A 21197-nucleotide genomic window follows, 5' to 3' on the forward strand; every position below is an offset into this window, starting at 1 on the left:
TCAGTTTGATTTCTATATGAATGTATAATTTAAATATAAATCATTATAAAATGATCGTTGATGATCATGATCGCAAAAGGCAAGATTTTTATCGAAAACCCGCTGAGAGGAACCCCAAAAATTTTTTCTAGCTAGAAAGACATGGTCGTACGACATAATGGGTGGAAAATGCATCGTAACAAAGATAGATAATTGATTACGTAATCAAACAATTAGCAATAGAATTAGCACAAGCTCATATACAAATCTTCAAAAAACGGTGATTAAATAGACGAAAACTAGCGTTCCAGTTCGACTAAATAATGACACTAAATGCATAACTTTAGTTGACCTACATAGAGCCTTTCCTATACTTTTTAATGAGTATAGAGACAACTTTCCGCACTTCTATGAGATAGGAGCAACAAGACTTCTGAGGAAGTGTAAGTTAATCAGCAAGATAGCTGATTGTTGTTTTAGAAAAGGAAAACGTCAGGCTATGATTAGGTTAATTCTGGTGTGTTTGGTTGTCCTCAGCCAGACTGTGATGGCCAAAACCATTACGGTGACTGACACCTTCACAGAGGTGGGGTTAAATAATCCACTGTTAACTGCGGTGGGGACACCTAATGTGACCGCTCAAGATATGTATCTTAGCGATCTTTTTAGCGCCAGTTTGTATGAACAATCGGTGTCACCTGACGACGATGGCTATTGGTACAAACTGAATATTCAAACCGACCAGCTCAGTCACTCTAAAGACTTAGTCTTAGTATTCCAAAACCACCTTTTGCAGCACCTCGATGTATTTTTATTCAAAGATGGCCAACTTCAAACCAGTAAGTCGCTGGGCATCAATGACCGAGAACCTTTAACCTCCATCTACAAAGGCATGTATTTCCGCTTTACTGCCGACTCCTCTGAGTCCACCTCGGTACTTATTTATAAACAAACCGATGGTCCGGGCATTATGCCGCTTGTGATGATGGACGGTAAAAGCTTTACCGAGTATCAGGCAACGACCTACTTCCTTTGGGGAGGAGCGATCTGTGTATTAATTGCTTTGGTTATCTATAACAGTTTCGTATTCGCTTTGAACCGCCATAATCATCAATATGGTTGGTACTTGGTGTTTCAAGTCTTTATGTTGCTGAACTTTGCGCCGTTGTATGGCTTTGGTTACCTCATTTTACCTGAAGCAGTGTGCCATTGGTTAGCCAACCATATGGGTATTATGCACTTATTGGTACTCTGGAGTGCATTGCAATTTGGCTATCACTTTCTTGAAACTAAGCGTTTTAGACCGCGCCTCGCTCGGTACATCAAGCACAGTTACTGGGTGTTTATCCCACTCATTTTAATTGGGTTTTACATTACCAATTTACAACGAATGTTCATCACTGTACCGATGATCGGCATTGTGCTGTATATCTGTATTGGCAGCGCTGTTCATGCACTTCGTAAAGGCTATTTACCTGCATTTTATTACTTGTTGTCATGGGTAGGTATCTCACTAGGTGCGGTGGGTGGTTACCTTACTTACATAAATGTTCTGCCTCAAAATGTGTTTTTTATGCACGCCTTTTTGTTGGGTGCGTTGGCAGAGCAATTGTTATTGTCGGTAAGTTTAGGCGTTCGGTTGCGATTTCAAGAAAAAAAGGAGAAGCAGCATCGATTAATTGACCAAACTTTGGATATGCCCAATCAGAACTTCATTCAATCTTTACTCACCAAACAATTTGTTAAAACGGGAATAAAACCCAATAGTGTTCGTATGGTGTTGATCCAGTTAGAGGGCTTAGACAATATCATTGGTACCTTGGGCACTGACCTTGTTACGCGCTCTACAGTACAGGTACTCGAAAACATGTCTGAGGAGATCTCGCAGCTTCCATGGCAGATCGATGTGACGCTCGACAAGAGTTATTTTGGGGTGTGTATTCCTCCTAATAAAACGCTTATATACGTTACCGACGAAGAACCAATCGAAATGCAAGTACAAGCGTTACTCAAAATTTGGCATAACGAGATTGATAACAGTTGCTTTCTCTCTGATCTCTATATTCGCGCTGCTACGGCTCGAATTGATAATAACTGGGATGAATTGCCGCATCTTCATCAAAAGGCTTATATGGCGGTTTTGGAGGCCAAGAAGGCCGACAAAAGATGGTTGTCTTACAACCAAACCATGGCCAACAACGTGCAAAAACACATTGAACTGCTGCACGATTTGAAGGTGGCAATTGCGGCCAATGAGCTGGATGTATTTATTCAACCGCAAGTAGATTTAAACAGCAACCTTGTGGTTGGAGGCGAAGCGTTAATTCGTTGGAACCATCCCAAGTTAGGATCCGTATCTCCCGCCGAGTTTATCCCTATTGCGGAACAAAGCGGTTTGATTTACAGCGTGACTAAGTACGTTATCCAACGTGTTTTCTCCTGGGTTGCGACGCAGCCGCGAGGTATGCGCTTTTCGGTGAATATTTCTGCGTTGGATATCGAGCAAAAAGACTTCGTCCACTACCTAAAAAACATGCGCGACAAATATCGCGTACCTGCTGGTTGCATTACTTTAGAGATCACCGAGTCCTGCGAGATGGAAATGTCGCAAGATTGTATTGCAAAAATGATTGCCATAAAGAAACTAGGTTTTGCTATTTCTATCGATGATTTTGGGACGGGGTATTCATCGATGGCGTATTTGAGTCAATTGGACATTGATGAAGTGAAGGTAGATATCATGTTTACCCGCGGCATCGATAAGAATTTTACCAATCAAACGATCGTAAAATCTCTGATTGGATTAGCCGCCGCGTTCAATGCGAATGTGGTGATTGAAGGTATTGAAAATGCCTACGAGAAACAGACGGTCAAAGCGTTAGGTGGGCGACTGGGGCAAGGTTTTCACTGGTCTGGCGCAATCCCTATGTTGGACTTTGAAACCAAGTATTCTCATCGACTGCAGGACAGTCACGATGAAGACAAACAAACTGTTGCCTACCTTCATCGCTAATCTTAAAAGACAGTAAAATGCCGAGTGTTACTCACCAAAGAGAATAAAGCCTAAGTACAACTTGTTATGGCGTGTGTATTGCGCCATTGGGAGTGCGAGATTGAGTCCATTCTTGCACGCCCCAGTCCAAGTCAAATGTTTTTGCAAATTCAACATCTAAGTCAACACCAATACCCGGAAGATCGGTTGGATACAAGTAACCATTATCGGCCTCAATGACACCAGGAAAGGCTTTGCGAATATTGTCATTGGGTCCATCCCATTCCTGAATGGCAGAATTGGATAGTGCAATATTGAGATGTAAGTTAACGCTATGACCTATTGGGGTCATATCTTGCGGGCCATGCCAAGCCATTCGAACTCCATAATTTTCACATAAGTGAGCCAATTTTATTGCCGGCGTGATCCCGCCTATTTGGCTGATATGTACTCGCATAAAATCGAGTTGACGCTTCTCGACGATTTGTCGCCACTCCATAGGGTTATTAAACAGTTCGCCGATGGCAATTGGGGTTGAGGTTTGGTGCCTGATCATCTCTAACCATTCCGTTTGATGCGGTGGAAGCGGATCTTCGATGAAGTATGGTTTAAATTGTTCGAGGTCTTTGACCAATTGCAGTGCTTGGTTTGGGGTTAAACGCTCGTGAATATCATGCAGCAACTCTACTTCGTATCCTAGCTTACTGCGTAAATGGGTAAACAGTTCGACCACACTGCGCATATAGGCTTTTTGGTCGTAGTACGCACCCGGCGTTTGTGACTTGTTGATGTGGGGGATGGCTGCTTTTCCACCGTACAGTCCCATTTGGCAACGGATATGTCTGAAACCTTTGTCCATCAAAGCACGTACATTTTTTTCTACTTCTTCGGGCGTCGCGCCATCTGCATGATAGTAGACATCGATAGCGTCTTTGGCTTTGCCACCGAGTAGTTGGTAGAGAGGCATGCCCGCAAGTTTTCCTTTAATGTCCCACAGCGCCATATCGATGCCGCTCACGGCGTTATTCAATACAGGGCCATTTCTCCAGTATGCGTTGACCATCATCATATTCCACAGGTCATTTATGTTACTGGCATCGCGACCAATCAGTAGCGGTTTTAGGTACTCTTCGATTACGTTCTTTACTGCTAACGGACGTTGTTGAAAGGTAGCACATCCTAATCCGTACACGCCTTGGTCGGTATGAACTTTAACCGCGATAAGGTTGTGATCTTTTGGGCGCGTGAGAATAACTTCGATGTCAGTGATTAAGGTTGGTTTCATTGTGGTGCCTTATAAAGTTAAAGTATAAAGGAGTTATGAGAACGATATCATTTTGAGTTTAAGAAAAACCATCGATTGATGGTTGCGGTCTAAATGATAACGTTCTCATTGGTGTGATAAAGATAGCGCTGTGCTATATTGGCGTCAATCAATAGGATCAATTGTCCTTCAATAATTGTGATCTCACGACATAGATATGGCCGTAAATAAAAACATAACGATCAAAGATATAGCGCGCGCAACAGGGGTGTCACCCGCAACAGTGGGCCGTGTGTTCTCATCTCCAGATATCGTCAAACAGAAGACCATTGATGTGGTTATGGCGGCAGCCAAAGAGTTGGGCTATCAACCGAGTCTTGCGGGTAAGGCATTGCGAACGGGAAAGAGCTACGATATTGCCATCATGTTACCTTTCGATCGCCAAGGCAGTTCAGCAACGATGGGCGCAGCACAATACGACTTGATTGCTGCATTTTCAAGTCGATGTTTAGCCAATAGCTACAACATGAAACTGTTGCCATACACCTCGGCGTCAGAAAGAGACAAGGTGTTAGACGCCTATTTAACGACGTTTAACCCAGATGCCTTCGTGATCACGCAGCTCGAACTGGATGATGGTAGGATCGCACGTTTGCAAGAGGGTCAGATACCTACAGTAGCCTTTGGTCTCGCTGATGAGGCTTCGTCAATGCATTGCTTTGATTTTGATAACTACGCCTTTGTGTTTGATGCCGTCAAACGTCTAGTGACTCAAGGCAGAACCAACATCGCCTTTGTTGTATCGCAAGAGTCTTACTTGCATTACATGCATCAGCTGAGAGGCTTTGAAGACGCTCAACAAACTGTCCAATCATCCAACAAAGCCTTGTTTAAGTTGATTAAAGTGGATGTTAGCAATGATAGCGCTACTCGGACTCGTTTACAGAAAGTGGTCCAAGAGTGCGATGCCATCATCACCATATCTCCGCATTTAGTGCATCAAATTAAAAAAATTGCGGTATCTAACAACCGAACTATTGGTCAGGATCTGCTGGTGTGCTGTTCGACCGCAACGCCAAGTCTTTTGGAGATGCTGGATATTCCTATTGCTTGCTACTATCAGGATTTTAATCGGGCAGGAGAGACGCTTGCCCAGCTGGCGATTGAGTCGGCAACTGGATCGTCATCAGGTGTAAAACAAGTCGTGATTCCTTATGAATTCATGGAGCTACTCGCAACTTAGTGGCAGTCAATCTCGATTTAAAGGTCACTGCAGCATTCAGATATTAGCTCTCTTAGCCATTGGTGAGCGGAATCTTGTTCAAGCATGGCAGGCCATAGCATGCGATAGCTAACGGGTTTCATTTCAAAAGGCAGCGGTAATGGTTTTAGCGAATACCTCTGCGCCAACTGTTCAGCAAATATGGATGTCGAAACCAGCATCATATTAGTGTGTTGTGCGAGCAGTGCCGCGCAGTGAAAATCGGGTACTTTTGCTTTGTCTTCTATTCGATGGCCTAGTTCGCCCGCGACTCTATCCAGCAGCCAAAATTCGTTTTCTTCAACAAATATCCTGACAAGATCCGTTGCCAGAAACTGCGCAACGTCCCAATTAGAGGCAGAAACGGGATAAGATTCGCTCACTAAACAGACGTGCCTATCCTTGTACAATTCCTTATTCGGTTGACCAGCCAAGTCAGAGATGTGAAACGGAGATTGAGCTCGTTGGTCGGTGTCTCTAGCCGCGATGAGTAAGTCTAAATCTCCTTGATTAAGCTGGCTCAAACTCTCTTTAACCTTAGGAACGATGCTGAGCTGCAATCCGGGCGCGCGCTGTCTCAGTTTGGGCATTAATCGCGGAATAATCGTTGGGAAAGCCGTTTCGCAGATACTGATGGTGAAGCTACGTTCGTCTTTTGCGGGATTGAAGGACTCTGGCAATAACATGATGTGTGAGTCGCGTAACCATTGACGAAGTGGTGTCTCCAGTGCTGCCGAACGTGCTGTAGGCGTAAGTCCACGTCCAGTTCGAATAAAGAGTGGATCGCCTAAAACCTCTCCGAGCTGCTCTCTAAGCTTGGTCAATTGTTTACTTACCGCAGATTGACTCACATTTAGGCGCTCTGCGGCTCGACTGACGCTTCTTTCTTCGAGTAACGCCAGCATTAAACGCAGTAAATTGAGGTCGATATGGTCAAGCTTCATTTTAATATTCCATTTTGGAAATTTGTGAATGACAATAATTCAATATTATTCATATCGCAAGCTTGTTAGTATTCGCCCTGTACATTTTTGACGAGAATACCCATGACGCAGAAAGCGCCTATCTATCTGTTTTTGCTATTGATAATCGTAAGCCCTATGGGGATCGATATCTTTTTACCAGCCCTGCCTCAGATGGCTGAAAATCTACAAACTTCAATGATTAACGTTCAATCGACCATTCCGATTTTTCTTGCGGCGCTAGGTTTGGGGCAATTGTTCGCAGGACCTTTGGCGGATCGGTACGGTCGTAAGCCGATGATCTTTGTTGGTCTTATTCTATACATTGTGGGCGCTGTTGTTGGCTCAATGGCTTTGCAGATTGAAGTGTTATGGTTTGCTCGGGTATTACAAGGCCTAGGGACTTGCGCTGTGTCGGTTGGCGTGATGTCGGGCGTTCGAGACAGTTATTCTGCAGAGCGTTCCGCGTCAATATACAGCTACATTAACGGTGTAATTTGTGTGATCCCCGCGTTAGCCCCACTCGTAGGTGGATGGCTCAGCGAAACCTGGAGTTGGCGTTCAACCTTTTACTTCATGACGGGTTATGCAGTACTTGTTATGCTAATTGCACTTTGGAAACTCCCAGAAACTCGTCCTCAAGACACTATTGTTCAAGACAAGCTTATTAATTGGGCGCAATATAAGCCTATTATCCAAAACCCAACGTTTAGGTTTAATGTAGGGTTAGTCATGCTGGCTATGGCGATAATCATTGCGTTTGTGAGTATCGCTCCGCAACGTCTTATGGTTGAACTGAGTCTAAGCCCAACGGCATTCTCATTGTGGTTTGGTAGCAACGCAATAATCAATATCATCGCATCATTTACGGCACCAATGGTTATTGCTCGTTTGGGCAAAGATCGCGCATTACAACTGGCTATTGGGATGTGCACCTTAGCGGCGGTATTGTTAGTGACGCTTAGCCATATTGCTCACCCATTTGCCTTCATGGGTCCCGTATTCATCGCAAGTACAGGGTTTTGTATTGTGCTAGCCATCTGTTGCGGAGCAGCATTAGCCCCCTTCGCGCAACGAGCGGGTACAGCTTCCTCATTGATGGGGTTCTTCCAAATGGCAGGAGCTTCTGTTCTTGTCGCAGCAATAGGCGCATTGTCGTTAAGCTCGGTACACGCGCTGGCGCTGGCAACGATTCTGCCGATTTGCTGGTACGGCATTTTTAAACGTCGCTCTAAGCTTCAACAAGCAACTCACTAAGCAAATAAAGACCTATTGGACGCGGAGGCAAAACTGGTCGTGTCCAATCGGCTGTTTAAGGTTTTGCTGAATGGTGTCGGCCAGTAAATAGCGGCCACTTAAGTGATCGAGCTCGCCAGACAACATCGAATTAAGTAACCATAACGTATCGTTTATGTCGGACATTTGTCCGCTGTCCATTGCGGCTTTTAGGTGTGGCATATAGTCTGTAGCAACGGTTGAGTTTGTGAGCTTTAGTGTTCGTTCGTTTTTAATAAACCCTGGATTGATACAAAACGCGCACAACGGAACCTGCTCTGCGCGCAGTTCTTGTTGCAAGGTTTCGGTAAATTTAACCACAGCGGCTTTTGCGGCTCCATAGGCAGATCCATATGTCTTTGGCTGATCGGCACCCCCACCGCCAAAATTAACAATATAGCCTCTTGGTTGTGACTTCATAATGTTTATTGCTGCTGCAGAGCCTAAATAGGCGCTGTAGAGGTTGGCTTCAACCTCTTGTTGCCACATCACTGGGTCAATAGTCCAACTGGGCCCCATTGCATCGTGATGATTAACTCCAACGTTATTGATCCACATGTCTACCTTACCATGCTGGTGAACAATATTATTTATCGCTCTTTCGACATCACGTTGGTTCTGCATATCGGCAACTTGGTAAGAGTATTGCGCGGCATGGCGGCGGTGAGTGTGGGCTAGGTTTTCGACAAGTTTAACTAGCTTATTTTCGCTTCGCCCTATACATACGAAGTGTCGGTGCGCGTCTATTAATCCTTCTGCTAGCATGCTGCCAATGCCACCAGTGGCTCCGGTGATCACAATCACTTGTTTCATGGTATCTCCCGTATTCAATAAATAAGCCCGCGATGAGCGGGCTTATTTCAACTATGGCTGACGCTTAAGCGCTACTTTCTTTCTTTAGCAGCCACTTTGTCCCAACCTTTAAGGATCTCGTTGTAATCCTGCGTTGGATCTAGCATGAACGAGGTAATGTCGTTAGGCATATCGATACCAAGTTGCGGTGGGATTGTACCTACTGGGAATGTCACCATGTGCCCCGCATTACGTGCTGCCTTAAATGGGTCAGCAACAGCAGGGACACCAGACGTGCCATCAACTAACGTTGAGATAGCCGTATCAGCACGAAGGAAAATTTGTAGGTTTTCATCAGTCATCCAGAAATCAATCCACTTTTCAGCGGCATCAACGTCTTTGGCTGCAACAGGAATAGACCAACCTGGACCGTTGTAATCCATGGTGATACCTGTGTCACCATTGATCGCTGAGAACGGATGGAAACTAAAGTTCTCTGGCAAGCTGTCATTCATAAATGGGGTAATATTCCACATACCCTGAGGTAACATAGCTACGCGACCTGATTGGAAGGTCGTTAGCGCCACAGACCATGGGTCGGTACCGGCAGAGATTTTAGGATCAAAACACTTAGCATCGATCATCTTGCGGAAACCTTCAAAGGCCATTTTCATCGACTCATCGTTTTCGAACGATTGCTCACCGCTAATGAGTTTATCAATGCGAGTATGATCAGGATTGTCGCTATCTGCTAAGCCCATTGCCAAGAAGTAAACAAACGGTGTCCATCCACCATTGTTTGCTGCAAGTAGCATAGGTTGAATACCTGCGTCGTTTAGTTTGCCACACGCTGAAACGAGTTCTTCGATGGTTTGTGGATAGCTATCCACGCCGGCTTTAGCTAAAAGGTCATCGTTGGTGTATACGCCCATGCCCGAAACTTCTAGCATGGAGTAGTAGATGTCGTCACCTAAGCCTAGGTAAGGGCGAAGGTTAGGTTGTACGCGCTCGACAAAAGGGAGGTCGTTAAGAGTTTTAAGTTGGCCGTTGCCACCCCAGTGCAGTATAAACTCTCGGTCAACCATCACAACGTCTGGTGGATTGCCCGCTTGCATACGTGCAGGGATGCTCGTCACCATGTCATTACGCGCCATGTAGGACAGTTTTACTTCAATGTCTGGGTATTTTTGTTCGAATCTCTCAATAATTGCAGGGAAATCCGCAACTTCAGCGCCAGCGCCTTTCCAGCTTGCGACTTCAAGTTCAGTTTTTGCAGCAACTGATGTTGAAGCCATAATAGCAGCGGCAATAGCAGTACAGAGTGTCAATTTTTGTAGTTTCATCGCTGTAACATTCCTTTGATAATTAATCGTTATTTGTAGGGTGATAGTCTTTGTAATCTCGCAAGGCGAGTTATAAAAAAATAACGGTAATTCCTTGTTTTTATGTTTGTATTTAGTGTGTAGCCTCCTTTAAATCCTAAGAAGTGCCCTTCACATGGAAGGGCACACTCAATTATTTAACAGCGCCCGCGGTCATGCCGTTAACGATCTGTTTAGATAGGGTGAAGAACACAATCAGTAGCGGCAGTGAAGCCAATACCGCAGCTGGGAACAACTGGGTTGGGTCAACTGAATAGGTTCCTAGGAATCGAAGTACTGCTGGCATCAGCGTGAGCTTGGCTTCTGTGGTAATAAACAGCAGTGGGTTCACTACGTCATTCCAACAAGACAAGGTCACAAAGATGGCAAGCGTACCCGTGATAGGCTTAAGCATCGGGAAGATGATGTACCAATAGGTTTTGAAGTAGCTTGCACCATCTAATCGAGCAGCTTCTTCTAACTCTTTAGGGATGGCCTTAATAAAACTGGTGTAAAAGAACACACCCAGTGGCAAATTACCCGCGGTATAGACAATAACCAGTCCAGCAAAGGTATCCAGCAGACCTAAGTCGCGAATGAATAGGTACAGCGGGGTCAATGCTGCGAACGGCGGTACAATCATCCCAAGTAGGAAGAAGAAGTACAGGAAGTTCGACATTTTTCCGCGAATTCTTGCCAGTGGATAAGCCGCTAGTGACGAAAGCATTGCCACCATGAAGATGGTGGTTACCGTGATACCTACCGTGTTGAACAAGGTACCAAAGTAGTTCATGTCGCCAATAACGTTGACGTAGTTTTCCCATTGCATAGTCTTTGGCATGCCAAGCGGATCAAGCATGATTTCGCGGCGTGTTCTAAACGACATGAAAATCATGTAGAAAACCGGTGACAAGATGATCAGCGTACACAGTGACATCAGAGTGGTCATAGTGACCTTTTTGATGTTACGCGGTGCGAACAACGCATTAAGACGTTTTGACGTAGGCTTAGTGCTTACAGTGTTAGTCTTTAGTGGAGTTGAACTGTTCATTAGATACGGTCCTCTCTTGCACGTAGGTAACTGTTTTGAACCATGGTGATAATGGCAACCAGGAGAATCATTACCACAGACAATGCTGCAGCCATACCATACTTAAAGTCTTGGAAGATCAGCGTAAAGATCTTCAATCCTAGCGTCATGGTGGCGTAATCTGGTCCACCTAGAGTCATAATGAATGGGAACTCGAACGACTTAAGGGTACCGATAGTAGCCAATGTGATGTTGACGGTGATCGCGGGTGCGAGCAACGGAATATCAATATGGAAGAAAGACTTAATAGGCGACACGCCATCGATACGTGCTGCGTCTTTGATTTCAGACGATATACCTGCGTAACCGGCTAAGAAAATCGCGGTTGAATAACCCACGAACATCCAAACATGCACCGCAGCAACGGAGAACAAGGCAATCGCCGAGTCACCTAACCAAACTTGCTGCAAGCTTTGTAGCCCGAGAGCGCCCAACAATTCGTTTAAGCCACCGCCCATTGGAGCATAAAGGTACTGCCACACGTAACCCGCAATCACTAGCGACAGCATAGAAGGCACGAGAAGCGCAGTACGAAACATGTCTCTAACTGCGGGTAAGCTATTTAAAATGGCAGCAAAAATGAGACCAATACCATTTTGAAAAACCACCACCACAATGCCGTAAACAAGCGTGTTACGAAGCACTTTTAAGTAGCGTTCATCTTGAAATATTTCTTGGTAGTTTTCCATCCCTACCCAGGTCGCTTCCCCAACACCTGCGTATTCGGTCAGCGAGAGCGACACACCTTTTAATACCGGGTAAATCATAAAAATGACGTACACCAATAAGGCTGGCACAAGGAAATAAAATCGTTTATCAATTTTCACAACCAATTCCTTAAATTACATAACGACTTACAAAAAGAGGTGACTGGGAAACCCAGTCACCTAAAGGGTTATCGACGAGCAATATCTTTCTCGACGATGCTGTCCCAGCGCTGCAAGATTTTGTTGTAATCTTGGCTAGGGTCTAACATAAATGACGTCACGGCATTCATCATGTCGTCGGTCAAATCGATGGGCAGAGCACCAACAGGGAAGGTCACGTAACGGTTTTCATTGCGAGACTCGACGTAGTTTGATGCGATATCCATTGGCAGACCTGATGTTCCACCTTCAAGGGTTGTCAGTGCAGTATCCGCTTCTAAGAACAGTTTTAGGTTCTCATCTTGAATCCAGAAATCGATCCATTTCTTAGCCGCTTCTTTGTCTTTTGCTGCAGCGGGGATTGCCCAACCAGGGCCCAAGTAATCCATGGTAATACCTTGCGTGCCGTTCGCTGACGGGAATGGATGCAGGCTAAAGTTTTCTGGTAGTGCATCTTTTGCAAATGGCGTGATATTCCAAAGTCCTTGAGGAAGCATAGCAACGCGGCCAGACTGGAAGGTCGTTAGGCCAACTGACCATGGGTCGGTACCTGCAGAGATTTTAGGGTCGAAACATTTAGCGTCGATCAGCGTACGGAACGCTTCAAAGGCACCCTTAACCGCTGCGTCGTCGACAAATTTTAGCTCACCGCTATTAAATTTCGCTAAGCGATCTTGGCTAGGAACGTCGCCGTCAGCTAACGCAAGTGCTAAAAAGAATACATACGGTGTCCAGTTACCGTTGTTACCCGCTAGAAGCAGTGGTAGAGTGCCTTGTTCGCGCAGTTTGCCACAAGTTGCTGTAAACTCAGACAATGTTTCTGGGTAGGCAGTAATACCCGCTTGTTTCATGAGATCGTCATTGACGTATACGCCCATACCGGAAATTTGTAGCATTGCGTAGTAAGTGTTATCGCCAAGACCTAAATGTGGGCGTAGAGCAGGTTGAATGCGAGAGATAAACTCTTCTCCGCTCAAATCCATCAACTGGCCGTTTCCACCCCAGTGAGTAACAAACTCGCGGTCAACCATAAGTACATCTGGTGGTGTACCTGCTTGGAAGCGAGCCGGGATGGTGGTAACCATGTCGTTACGAGCCATATAGTTGAGCTTAACTTTAATGTCTGGGTGAGCTTGCTCGAAACGCTCAATGATTGCAGGGAAATTGGCAACTTCAGTACCAGCTCCTTTCCAGCTTGCGACCTCAAGTTCTGTTTGTGCGATGGCTGCAGAGGCCATTGTTGACAGAGCGATTGCAGTAAACGCAGCAACCTTTTTCATTTTCATGGGTTCAATCCTTAATTATTGTTTTCTAGTAAGCAAAGTTAAAAATAAATTGGCTCACCAAATTCACCCTTAGGTTAACAACCATTGTCAACCACTGATGTGACAAGGCTCAAATTAAGCAAAATAGAGCCTGCTAAAGTGTCACAATTGAGTGCTTTCTATGAATTTGGTCACAATAACTGTTCAAAAAACGAAAAGATGTTAACCAATGGTCTGTATATGAGTTATTTTGGTTGACGAATCATTGATAACAATATTAGGGCTGATCCCATGGCAGATATTCAACTTAAAGGTGTGAAAAAACGGTTTGGTAAAGTACAAACGATTCATGGTGTTGATCTAGAGATCAAACATGGCGAGTTTGTAGTGTTTGTTGGTCCATCAGGTTGTGGTAAATCTACACTACTGCGCTTGATTGCTGGCTTAGAAACCATTTCGGATGGCGACATATATATCGCAGACAAATTGGTAAACGATGCAGAGCCCGCTGATCGCGGGGTTTCTATGGTTTTCCAATCTTATGCACTTTACCCACATATGACCGTCGAACAAAATATGGGCTTTGGCCTAAAAATGAACGGTGTGTCTAAAGAAGACGCGAAGAAACAAGTGTTGTTGGCAGCAAAAACACTGCAACTTGAACCTCTACTGCAACGACGTCCTAAAGAGCTGTCTGGTGGACAGCGACAGCGCGTTGCAATTGGTCGCTCAATTGTTCGAAATCCTGCTGCGTTCTTGTTTGATGAACCACTATCTAACCTCGATGCAGAACTTCGTGTTGAGATGCGACTGCAAATAGCCAAGCTTCACCAAGAGCTTGATACAACTATGGTTTATGTAACGCATGACCAGGTTGAGGCAATGACATTGGCCGATAAGATTGTCGTTCTTAAAGAAGGGCAAATTGAGCAGGTAGGATCGCCTTTAGAACTCTATAACAAACCGGTAAACACGTTTGTTGCAGGCTTTATTGGCTCTCCAAGAATGAACTTTATTGAAGCAAAAGTAGTCGATATGACCGATTCGCTATTGCACGTCAAGTTAAACGATGACCAAGTATTGGCATTGCCAACCGAGGCCCAAGGTAAAGTCGATATTGGCGACAGCGTTAAAGTTGGTATTCGTCCTGAGCACTTAGAAATAGGCGGAACTGGAGATTATCAAATAGAGTTCTCCAGTGAAGTGGTCGAACGATTAGGAAACAGTACCTATTTGTTTGGTAATTTTGCAGGCCAAGGTGGATTCATCGTACATCACCCTGGAGATAAAGAGATTCATTCGTTTGAAACCACCAAGCTTGGGCTACATGTTCAAGATTGTCATGTGTTTAATCAAGACGGAATCTGTATCACCAGTTAAATCAATATCGGACTTTAAAAAAGCTGCTTCGGCAGCTTTTTTTTTGAGAATCGTACATTGAAACAAATGCTTAGTAAAAAAAAGCTCCAGCAAGCTGGAGCAAAATAGGTAAGCTAATGAGCAACAAGCGTGATACATGCCTGAGCCATCGCACTCTATAGGATGTGTCTTACTAAGACAGCTTAATGGTAGGTAAGTATGACTTTATGGTCAACCAATATTGTATATTCAGTTTAATTTGGTTGATAAATTATGACGTAGATCCTACTTATAATTTTTCCACTCACGTATAATTACCTTGTATCTTGATTATCAAGAGCCCGTTAAACCTTGGTTTACCCAGTTTTCAATCAAGTTCTTTTGATGGTTTACAAAGTTTTTCTTGGTCAACCATTGGTGGCCTTAGGAGTCTCAAAGGATGTTATCAAATAAAAGGCGCTATTTTGAAATTGGCACCCAAATTGAAGAACTGCTTGATAGTGGCGTATTTAAAGCGGGGCAAAGACTGCCTTCAGAGCGCGTATTGAGCGAAAAGTTTGAAACCAGCCGTGCCACTATCCGTGAAGCTATCATCATGTTGGAGCTAAAAGGCTTAGTCGAAGTGAAGCAGGGGGCAGGCATTTACTTTATCGAATCTAAGCAGGTCCAAACAGGGCCGCCTAACCAGTATAACGACATTGGTCCTTTTGAATTGCTACAAGCTCGCCAAGTCGTAGAAAGCAATATCGCCTGTTTTGCCGCGACTCAGATAAAATTTAATGAGTTGAAAGCACTCAAGAGAGTCCTAATTGCTCAAGAAAATGAAATTAACCGCGACAGTAAAAAATTTGAAGAGTTAGACCATCAGTTTCATCAGTTGATTGCTGAGTCGACTCAGAACCGCGTGTTGATCGATCAGGCCACCGAAATGTGGAAATCGGTGCGTACTCAAAATCCATTGTGGAAAGCACTAAATCACAAGTATTTGCACGAGGCCGATCTGCAATCTCAGTGGATCTGTGACCACAAACGAATTTTGCTTGCACTGCAACGCCGCGCAGCCGAAGACGTAAAGCAAGCCGTTTGGCAGCATATTGAAAACAGTAAGGTGGAGCTGATGAAAATAGCCACCAGTGATGGCATCAATGCCGATATTGACGATTTCTTTTTCGCTGGAGACATGTGAACTCCAGTAGTACAAACTTATACAAACTAGACAGGAAGCGACCTTCCTATAACGAATGGAAAAGCTATGAAACGTTACCAAAACTATGTCGATGGAAAGTGGGTCGATGCTAAGAATGGCAAGATTGATCAAGTTATTAACCCTTCAACTGAAGAAGTGGTTGCAGAGATCCAAGATGGCGATGCCAGCGATGCCGATTATGTACTTGGTGTTGCAAAGCGCGCTCAAGCCGAGTGGAAACGAGTCCCTGCACGTCAACGTGCTGAACTACTAAGAAAGTTTGCTCAAGAAATCCGAGAGAATCGTGAGTTCTTGGCAGAATTGCTCGTCCAAGAGCAAGGCAAGCTGCTTAAAGTGGCACGTGGCGAAGTGGATGTTACCGCATCGTTTATTGACTACGCTTGTGACTGGGCGCGCCAGATGGACGGAGACATAGTGCAATCTGATAATGCAGACGAGCATATCTGGATCCAAAAAATCCCTCGTGGCGTTGTTGTTGCCATTACCGCTTGGAACTTCCCGTTGGCACTAGCGGGTCGAAAAATTGGTCCTGCGTTGGTTGCAGGTAATGCAATCGTTGTGAAACCAACATCGGAAACGCCTCTGGCAACATTGGAGCTAGGTCACCTAGCCGAAAAAGTAGGGATCCCTGCAGGGGTACTAAACATTGTGACGGGTGGTGGATCTAGCCTAGGCGGTGCATTGACTGGCCACGAGCTAACGAACATGGTAACCATGACCGGTTCTACGCCAGTTGGGCAATCAATCATTAAGTCATGCGCAGCAAACATGGCGCATGTTCAACTAGAGCTTGGTGGCAAAGCACCGTTCATTGTGATGGAAGATGCCAATTTAGAACAAGCAGCAGCAGCAGCGCTGCATTCACGTTTTGATAATTGCGGCCAAGTGTGTACCTGTAACGAGCGCATGTACGTGCATTCTGCGGTTTATGATGAGTTTATGGCCATCTTCATGGAGAAAGTGCAAGCACTTAAAGTGGGCAATCCAATGCATGAAGATTCGGACATGGGACCAAAAGTGAACCGACGCGAAGTCGAGCATATGGTTGAATTGGTTGAGCAAGCAAAAGCCGAAGGTGCAACGGTATTGTATGGTGGTAACCGCTTAACGACAGGTGAGTTTGAGAAAGGCTTTTGGTTTGAACCCACTATTCTAACGGATGTGACGCAGTCTATGACTATTGTCCATGAAGAAGCGTTTGGTCCTATTCTGCCTGTGATTAAGTTTGATTCTTTTGAAGAAGTGTTAGGCTATGCCAACGATAGTGAATACGGCCTTGCGACGATGATTTGTACCCAAAGTATGAAGTATATTCAACGTCTTACCCACGAACTCGAATGTGGCGAAATCTATGTAAACCGTGGCCATGGCGAGCAGCATCAGGGTTTTCACAATGGCTATAAGCTGAGTGGCACCGGCGGTGAAGACGGTAAATATGGTTTTGAGCAATACCTAGAGAAGAAGACATTTTACGTGAACTTTGGCGACTAAGTTGCGCGATGGATTCTTGATGGCCACCTTCGGGTGGCTTTTTTTTGCCTGATACTCAACCAGATTGTATTGCGTCGTTGCACCTTGTTATTGAGAGTTACTTTCACAGGCCGTAAATCACTAAGTGATAGAGCTTTTATTTGTAAATAGCAACGCACACAGGTTTTTTTATACTCTTTAAGACAGAATGTATTTTGCAGCATTAAGGATGATGTGTGTAATGGAAACAGAACGTCAATTAGGTAACGACTTTAAGGCCGAGTCCTTTCGAAAACAGCTCCACAAGCACCCTGAGCTGTCGGGTCATGAGATCAATACCGCTTTAACTATTGCGCAGCAACTTCGACACTTTGGTTTGAACCCTCAAGAGGGAATCGGCGGTCATGGTGTCATTTGCACTGTTTCGGGTGAGCAAGACGGCGAGACAACCTTGCTGCGAGCCGACTTTGATGCGTTGCCAATTCAAGAAAAAGCCACACATTCGCATGTGTCGGTCAATCATGGGATCATGCACGCTTGTGGTCATGATGGGCATACTGCATCGCTACTTGCCGTAGCAGAGAAGCTTGCAGTGACTCCACCCAAACGCGGAAAGGTTATTTTACTGTTTCAGCCAGCAGAAGAAACTGGCGTGGGTGCCAGCGCAATGCTTAACTCTGCCGAACTCAAACAACTGAAGATTGATAATGTGTTCGCGTATCACAACCTTCCGGGTCAACCTCTGCATGAAGTGGTCATTAAAAACAATACGTTTGCCTGTGCATCTACTGGCGTGAGCATTGAACTTGAAGGAAAGACGTCGCACGCAGCGTACCCAGAAAATGGGCTTAACCCCGCTAAGGCGATGATAGAGATTTTACAGTTTTTGGAAGGGCTACCCTCACAATACACGGAAAACTTTGCTTTGGTTACCATTGTAAGCGCACAACTGGGTGAGGAAGCGTTTGGTGTCTCTGCGGGTAGAGCAAGAATACTGGCCACACTACGAAGCGACTGCAATTCGACTTTTCACGCTATGCAATCAACGATTCGTTTAAAGCTAGAAGAGGTTGGAAAGGGCAGTGGACTCGGGGTTGAGTACTCTTGGCATGAGCCGTTTAACGCCGCCGTGAACTCGAGCGTGCACGTTGATATCGTTCGCACACAAGCCAAACAACTTGGCTTAAAGGTTAACGAATTGCGTGAGCCCATGCGATGGTCGGAAGACTTTTCGGAGTTTCTCATTCACTATCCAGGGGCACTCTTTTGTATTGGCAGTGGGGAGTCTCACCCAGAATTGCACAACCCTGATTACGATTTTCCCGATGAGATCATTGAGACCGCCAGTACTCTGTTTATGTCTATCGTTAAACAATTACATGGGTAGGTCATTATACTGTGGGTAACAAGCATAGTAAGCTTACGGTGTTTGTTTAGGACATTCAGTTAGCTGTTTTAGTGCGCTATCTACAGTAAGAGTTGCTTGATTTACTGTATAGCGACTAAATTGTAATTAAATGTTTTTAAAGGATATTTTGAAATCCTTTACTGTTTTACTATCAACGTTTACAACGCATCAACCCTTTCTTTTCCTTATCGAAAAGAAAGGGTTGTTTGCATTTAGACGCGGATAACAAAGTGAAATTAAGTCGACTCAGTGGCGTACTTGTCATGCTAAGTATGCCAGCACACGCCGTTTTTAATGGTGGCATTAATGCCAACTTAACCGATGTTAATGGCGCTGCCAGTCATGGTTATGGGGTGCATTTAGGTTACACACCTTTGCCTTACCTAGGGGCGGAAATTGGCATAGATCGACTCGGTGACGATTATCGTTCTGGGTATAAAACCACCTACGACACAGTGTCATTTAAAGTAAAACCAAGGTACCAATTTGCGACATTTACAATGTACGGCAACTTAGGGTTTCATGTGTTCAATGGCGAAGCGGATATCGACGCACAATTTGTGTATGGCCTTGGCGCAGAGACTTACCTCCACCAAAGAGCAACCATTGGAGCGGAATATAATTTTTATAAAATCGGCGTGTCGGATATCGAAGCGTTAACGGTTAAATTGAGCTACTTGTTTTGAGGATGACTGTCATGAACGCTAAATCGGTTGTTATCTGTGGCTTGTCGTTAAACTTATTGGGCTGTTTTGGGATCACCGGTGAAACTGATGGGCTGGTGGATCAAAATACTCTCGCAGCATACTTAGAGTCTTCGAATCGTTCGATAAACCACTTCCCGTATTTGCATGGCCTAGATCAGCGTGGAACGGTTCGCTTTGATACTACGTCGTCTATTCCGCTTTATTATGTCACCGACGTTGGCCAGAGCGTGCCAAAGAGTATTTTAGAATCAGTCGAAGTCATGAGGAACCAACTCGGTGTATCATTCAGCGAGATACAGGTCCTAAACGAAGATATTGAGCAATACCGAAATTTTTGGCATGCCGAGGAAAACATCGGTAATGGTGAGTATAGCGAAGATGACTTCAAGCTTACTCACGGAATAACCGGAGGTATTGTCTTCTCAATCGACTCGGCGTTTTATTCGCATCAATACACCACCAACCCAAATACTATGTGCGCAAATGCGGGTCAAGGGCCTTATGATGGTGGCTTAAGCATTAATGTCGACACTAATACACACACGTTTGAACCATCGACACTGCTGTGGGTTAATCTTGGTAATCGACAATGCAGTTGGGATAAAGGCATCGTACTGCACGAAATGGCGCACGCACTGGGGCTGTTTCATCATTTTGATTATTTTGGTAAATGGAATACCACATCGATGGCGGTCCTTAAAATGCTGTATCGAAATCCAGCAGGGACTCCTTTCTATGCTCTACAGTAGAAGCGCTATAAAGTGTTGGGCGTTTGTGGGGTTTCAGAAATAGCAAATAACCAAATGCTAACTCGACTTAATTGCTTTCACTTTATAGTGGGGCGAGCCTAGTAACCCTCTGATGGATAGCAGTCCTGCTATCCATCGAATTAATGTGAATTCCATTCCATAAAAGTGAATCTCCATACCTATTTACTTTGATAATCAAAATATCTATAGCTAGATATATTTTGATTATCAAGTTATATGGATATGAACGAGATCATTACTAAACACACTCACCATCACAATTTTTCTTCTTTCAGCCAGAAAAATGAACGTCGAACCTGGTATGTACTCGCGATTACCCTAGTAACCATGGTGGTCGAAATCATTGCCGGAACGGTTTACGGGTCTATGGCACTGCTGGCAGACGGGTGGCACATGGGAACGCATGCAGCGGCATTTTGCATTACGCTGTTTACTTATCGCTCCACCAGAAAACACATAAATAGCGAAAAGTTTTCGTATGGGGTTGGTAAAGTCGGGGTTCTTGGCGGGTACACCAGTGCCATCGCGTTAGGCATAGTGGCGCTGGTTATGGTCGGTGAGTCGGTGCATCGTCTATTTGTGCCAATCGACGTTCAGGTCAATCAATCTATATTGGTCGCGGCAATTGGGTTGACGGTAAACGTTGTTAGTATTTTCATACTTGGGCATGAACACACTCACGATCATTCGCATCATCATGCTCATCAACATGATTCTCACTCGGAGTCCAGACACCATCATGCTCAAGACCATAACCTTAAAGCCGCTTATTTTCACGTTCTTGTCGATGCATTAACGTCAGTACTCGCAATTGGGGCACTGTTAGTCGCGAAGTACGTAGGGTGGGTGTGGCTCGATCCTATTATCGGAATTGTTGGCGCACTGGTAATTACTAAATGGGCGTTAAACCTAATAAATCAAACCAGCCCGATATTGTTAGATGAAAATACTGATTCTGCCTACCAACAAGAAATCGTGGATATAATTGAACGCCACAAACAGACTAAAGTGACTGATATACACATTTGGAAGGTCAGTGCCGATCATTACGCAGCCTCGTTAGTGATTGTTACTGCAACGAAAAATAGCGCTGAATCGTTTAAACAAGAGCTAACGAAATTTGCTAAACTTCATCACCTAACCATCGAAGTGAATCACTGTTGAGTCAT

Annotated in this window: 17 protein-coding genes; 10 read left to right on the top strand and 7 right to left on the bottom strand. The window is 44.7% G+C overall.

What is annotated here, in order from left to right:
• Window positions 1–478: 478 nt before the first annotated feature.
• Entirely contained in the window at window positions 479–2992 is a 2514-nt protein-coding gene (locus tag JQC93_RS03095; RefSeq protein ID WP_205156988.1) for an EAL domain-containing protein, read from the top strand.
• A 64-nt stretch (window positions 2993–3056) separates the two neighbouring features.
• Here JQC93_RS03095 and JQC93_RS03100 read toward each other — a convergent pair whose 3' ends face one another.
• Window positions 3057–4256 (bottom strand): enolase C-terminal domain-like protein, encoded by a 1200-nt coding sequence (locus tag JQC93_RS03100; protein WP_205156989.1) that lies wholly within the window; start codon window positions 4254–4256, stop codon window positions 3057–3059.
• A gap of 196 nt (window positions 4257–4452) precedes the next feature.
• On the opposite strand from JQC93_RS03100, the gene JQC93_RS03105 reads away from it, so the two are divergent.
• The gene (locus tag JQC93_RS03105) at window positions 4453–5478 is read left to right on the top strand and encodes a LacI family DNA-binding transcriptional regulator (RefSeq protein ID WP_205156990.1); all 1026 of its coding nucleotides are present in this window, start codon (window positions 4453–4455) and stop codon (window positions 5476–5478) included.
• 17 nt (window positions 5479–5495) lie between these two features.
• On the opposite strand, the gene JQC93_RS03110 is transcribed toward JQC93_RS03105, so the two are convergent.
• Window positions 5496–6440 carry a LysR family transcriptional regulator gene (locus JQC93_RS03110; RefSeq protein WP_205156991.1) on the bottom strand — a complete coding sequence of 315 codons (945 nt, stop codon included), beginning with the start codon at window positions 6438–6440 and terminating at the stop codon, window positions 5496–5498.
• A 102-nt stretch (window positions 6441–6542) separates the two neighbouring features.
• On the opposite strand from JQC93_RS03110, the gene JQC93_RS03115 reads away from it, so the two are divergent.
• Entirely contained in the window at window positions 6543–7715 is a 1173-nt protein-coding gene (locus JQC93_RS03115) for a multidrug effflux MFS transporter (protein WP_205156992.1), read from the top strand.
• A gap of 12 nt (window positions 7716–7727) precedes the next feature.
• Here JQC93_RS03115 and JQC93_RS03120 read toward each other — a convergent pair whose 3' ends face one another.
• From JQC93_RS03120 to JQC93_RS03140, 5 genes are all read right to left on the bottom strand, one after another.
• Window positions 7728–8546 carry an SDR family NAD(P)-dependent oxidoreductase gene (locus JQC93_RS03120; RefSeq protein WP_205156993.1) on the bottom strand — a complete coding sequence of 273 codons (819 nt, stop codon included), beginning with the start codon at window positions 8544–8546 and terminating at the stop codon, window positions 7728–7730.
• A 71-nt stretch (window positions 8547–8617) separates the two neighbouring features.
• Window positions 8618–9868, bottom strand: a complete 1251-nt coding sequence (locus JQC93_RS03125) for an ABC transporter substrate-binding protein (RefSeq protein WP_205156994.1) — start codon at window positions 9866–9868, stop codon at window positions 8618–8620.
• Window positions 9869–10040: 172 nt separating this feature from the next.
• Window positions 10041–10937, bottom strand: a complete 897-nt coding sequence (locus JQC93_RS03130) for a carbohydrate ABC transporter permease (RefSeq protein ID WP_205156995.1) — start codon at window positions 10935–10937, stop codon at window positions 10041–10043.
• The gene (locus JQC93_RS03135) at window positions 10937–11803 is read right to left on the bottom strand and encodes a carbohydrate ABC transporter permease (RefSeq protein WP_328833069.1); all 867 of its coding nucleotides are present in this window, start codon (window positions 11801–11803) and stop codon (window positions 10937–10939) included. Before JQC93_RS03135 ends, JQC93_RS03130 begins: the two co-directional genes overlap by 1 nt.
• Before the next feature lie 68 nt (window positions 11804–11871).
• Window positions 11872–13128 carry an ABC transporter substrate-binding protein gene (locus JQC93_RS03140; RefSeq protein WP_205156996.1) on the bottom strand — a complete coding sequence of 419 codons (1257 nt, stop codon included), beginning with the start codon at window positions 13126–13128 and terminating at the stop codon, window positions 11872–11874.
• 270 nt (window positions 13129–13398) lie between these two features.
• On the opposite strand from JQC93_RS03140, the gene JQC93_RS03145 reads away from it, so the two are divergent.
• The 7 genes from JQC93_RS03145 to dmeF all read left to right on the top strand — a co-directional run bounded on the left by JQC93_RS03145 (window position 13399) and on the right by dmeF (window position 21192).
• On the top strand, window positions 13399–14487 hold the full coding sequence (locus JQC93_RS03145) for an ABC transporter ATP-binding protein (protein ID WP_205156997.1): 1089 nt from the start codon (window positions 13399–13401) through the stop codon (window positions 14485–14487).
• A gap of 418 nt (window positions 14488–14905) precedes the next feature.
• Window positions 14906–15652 carry a GntR family transcriptional regulator gene (locus JQC93_RS03150; RefSeq protein WP_205156998.1) on the top strand — a complete coding sequence of 249 codons (747 nt, stop codon included), beginning with the start codon at window positions 14906–14908 and terminating at the stop codon, window positions 15650–15652.
• 66 nt (window positions 15653–15718) lie between these two features.
• On the top strand, window positions 15719–17164 hold the full coding sequence (gene aldA / locus JQC93_RS03155; RefSeq protein WP_205156999.1) for an aldehyde dehydrogenase: 1446 nt from the start codon (window positions 15719–15721) through the stop codon (window positions 17162–17164).
• 220 nt (window positions 17165–17384) lie between these two features.
• Window positions 17385–18530: an amidohydrolase gene (locus JQC93_RS03160; RefSeq protein WP_205157000.1), complete on the top strand. Its 1146-nt coding sequence runs from the start codon at window positions 17385–17387 to the stop codon at window positions 18528–18530.
• A 251-nt stretch (window positions 18531–18781) separates the two neighbouring features.
• Entirely contained in the window at window positions 18782–19237 is a 456-nt protein-coding gene (locus tag JQC93_RS03165) for an outer membrane beta-barrel protein (protein WP_205157001.1), read from the top strand.
• Between the two features lie 11 nt (window positions 19238–19248).
• Window positions 19249–20007 (top strand): hypothetical protein, encoded by a 759-nt coding sequence (locus tag JQC93_RS03170; RefSeq protein ID WP_205157002.1) that lies wholly within the window; start codon window positions 19249–19251, stop codon window positions 20005–20007.
• A 243-nt stretch (window positions 20008–20250) separates the two neighbouring features.
• The gene (gene dmeF / locus JQC93_RS03175; RefSeq protein ID WP_205157003.1) at window positions 20251–21192 is read left to right on the top strand and encodes a CDF family Co(II)/Ni(II) efflux transporter DmeF; all 942 of its coding nucleotides are present in this window, start codon (window positions 20251–20253) and stop codon (window positions 21190–21192) included.
• Window positions 21193–21197: the final 5 nt, after the last annotated feature.

This window comes from Vibrio ulleungensis, assembly GCF_016900875.1.
Lineage (GTDB): Bacteria > Pseudomonadota > Gammaproteobacteria > Enterobacterales > Vibrionaceae > Vibrio > Vibrio ulleungensis.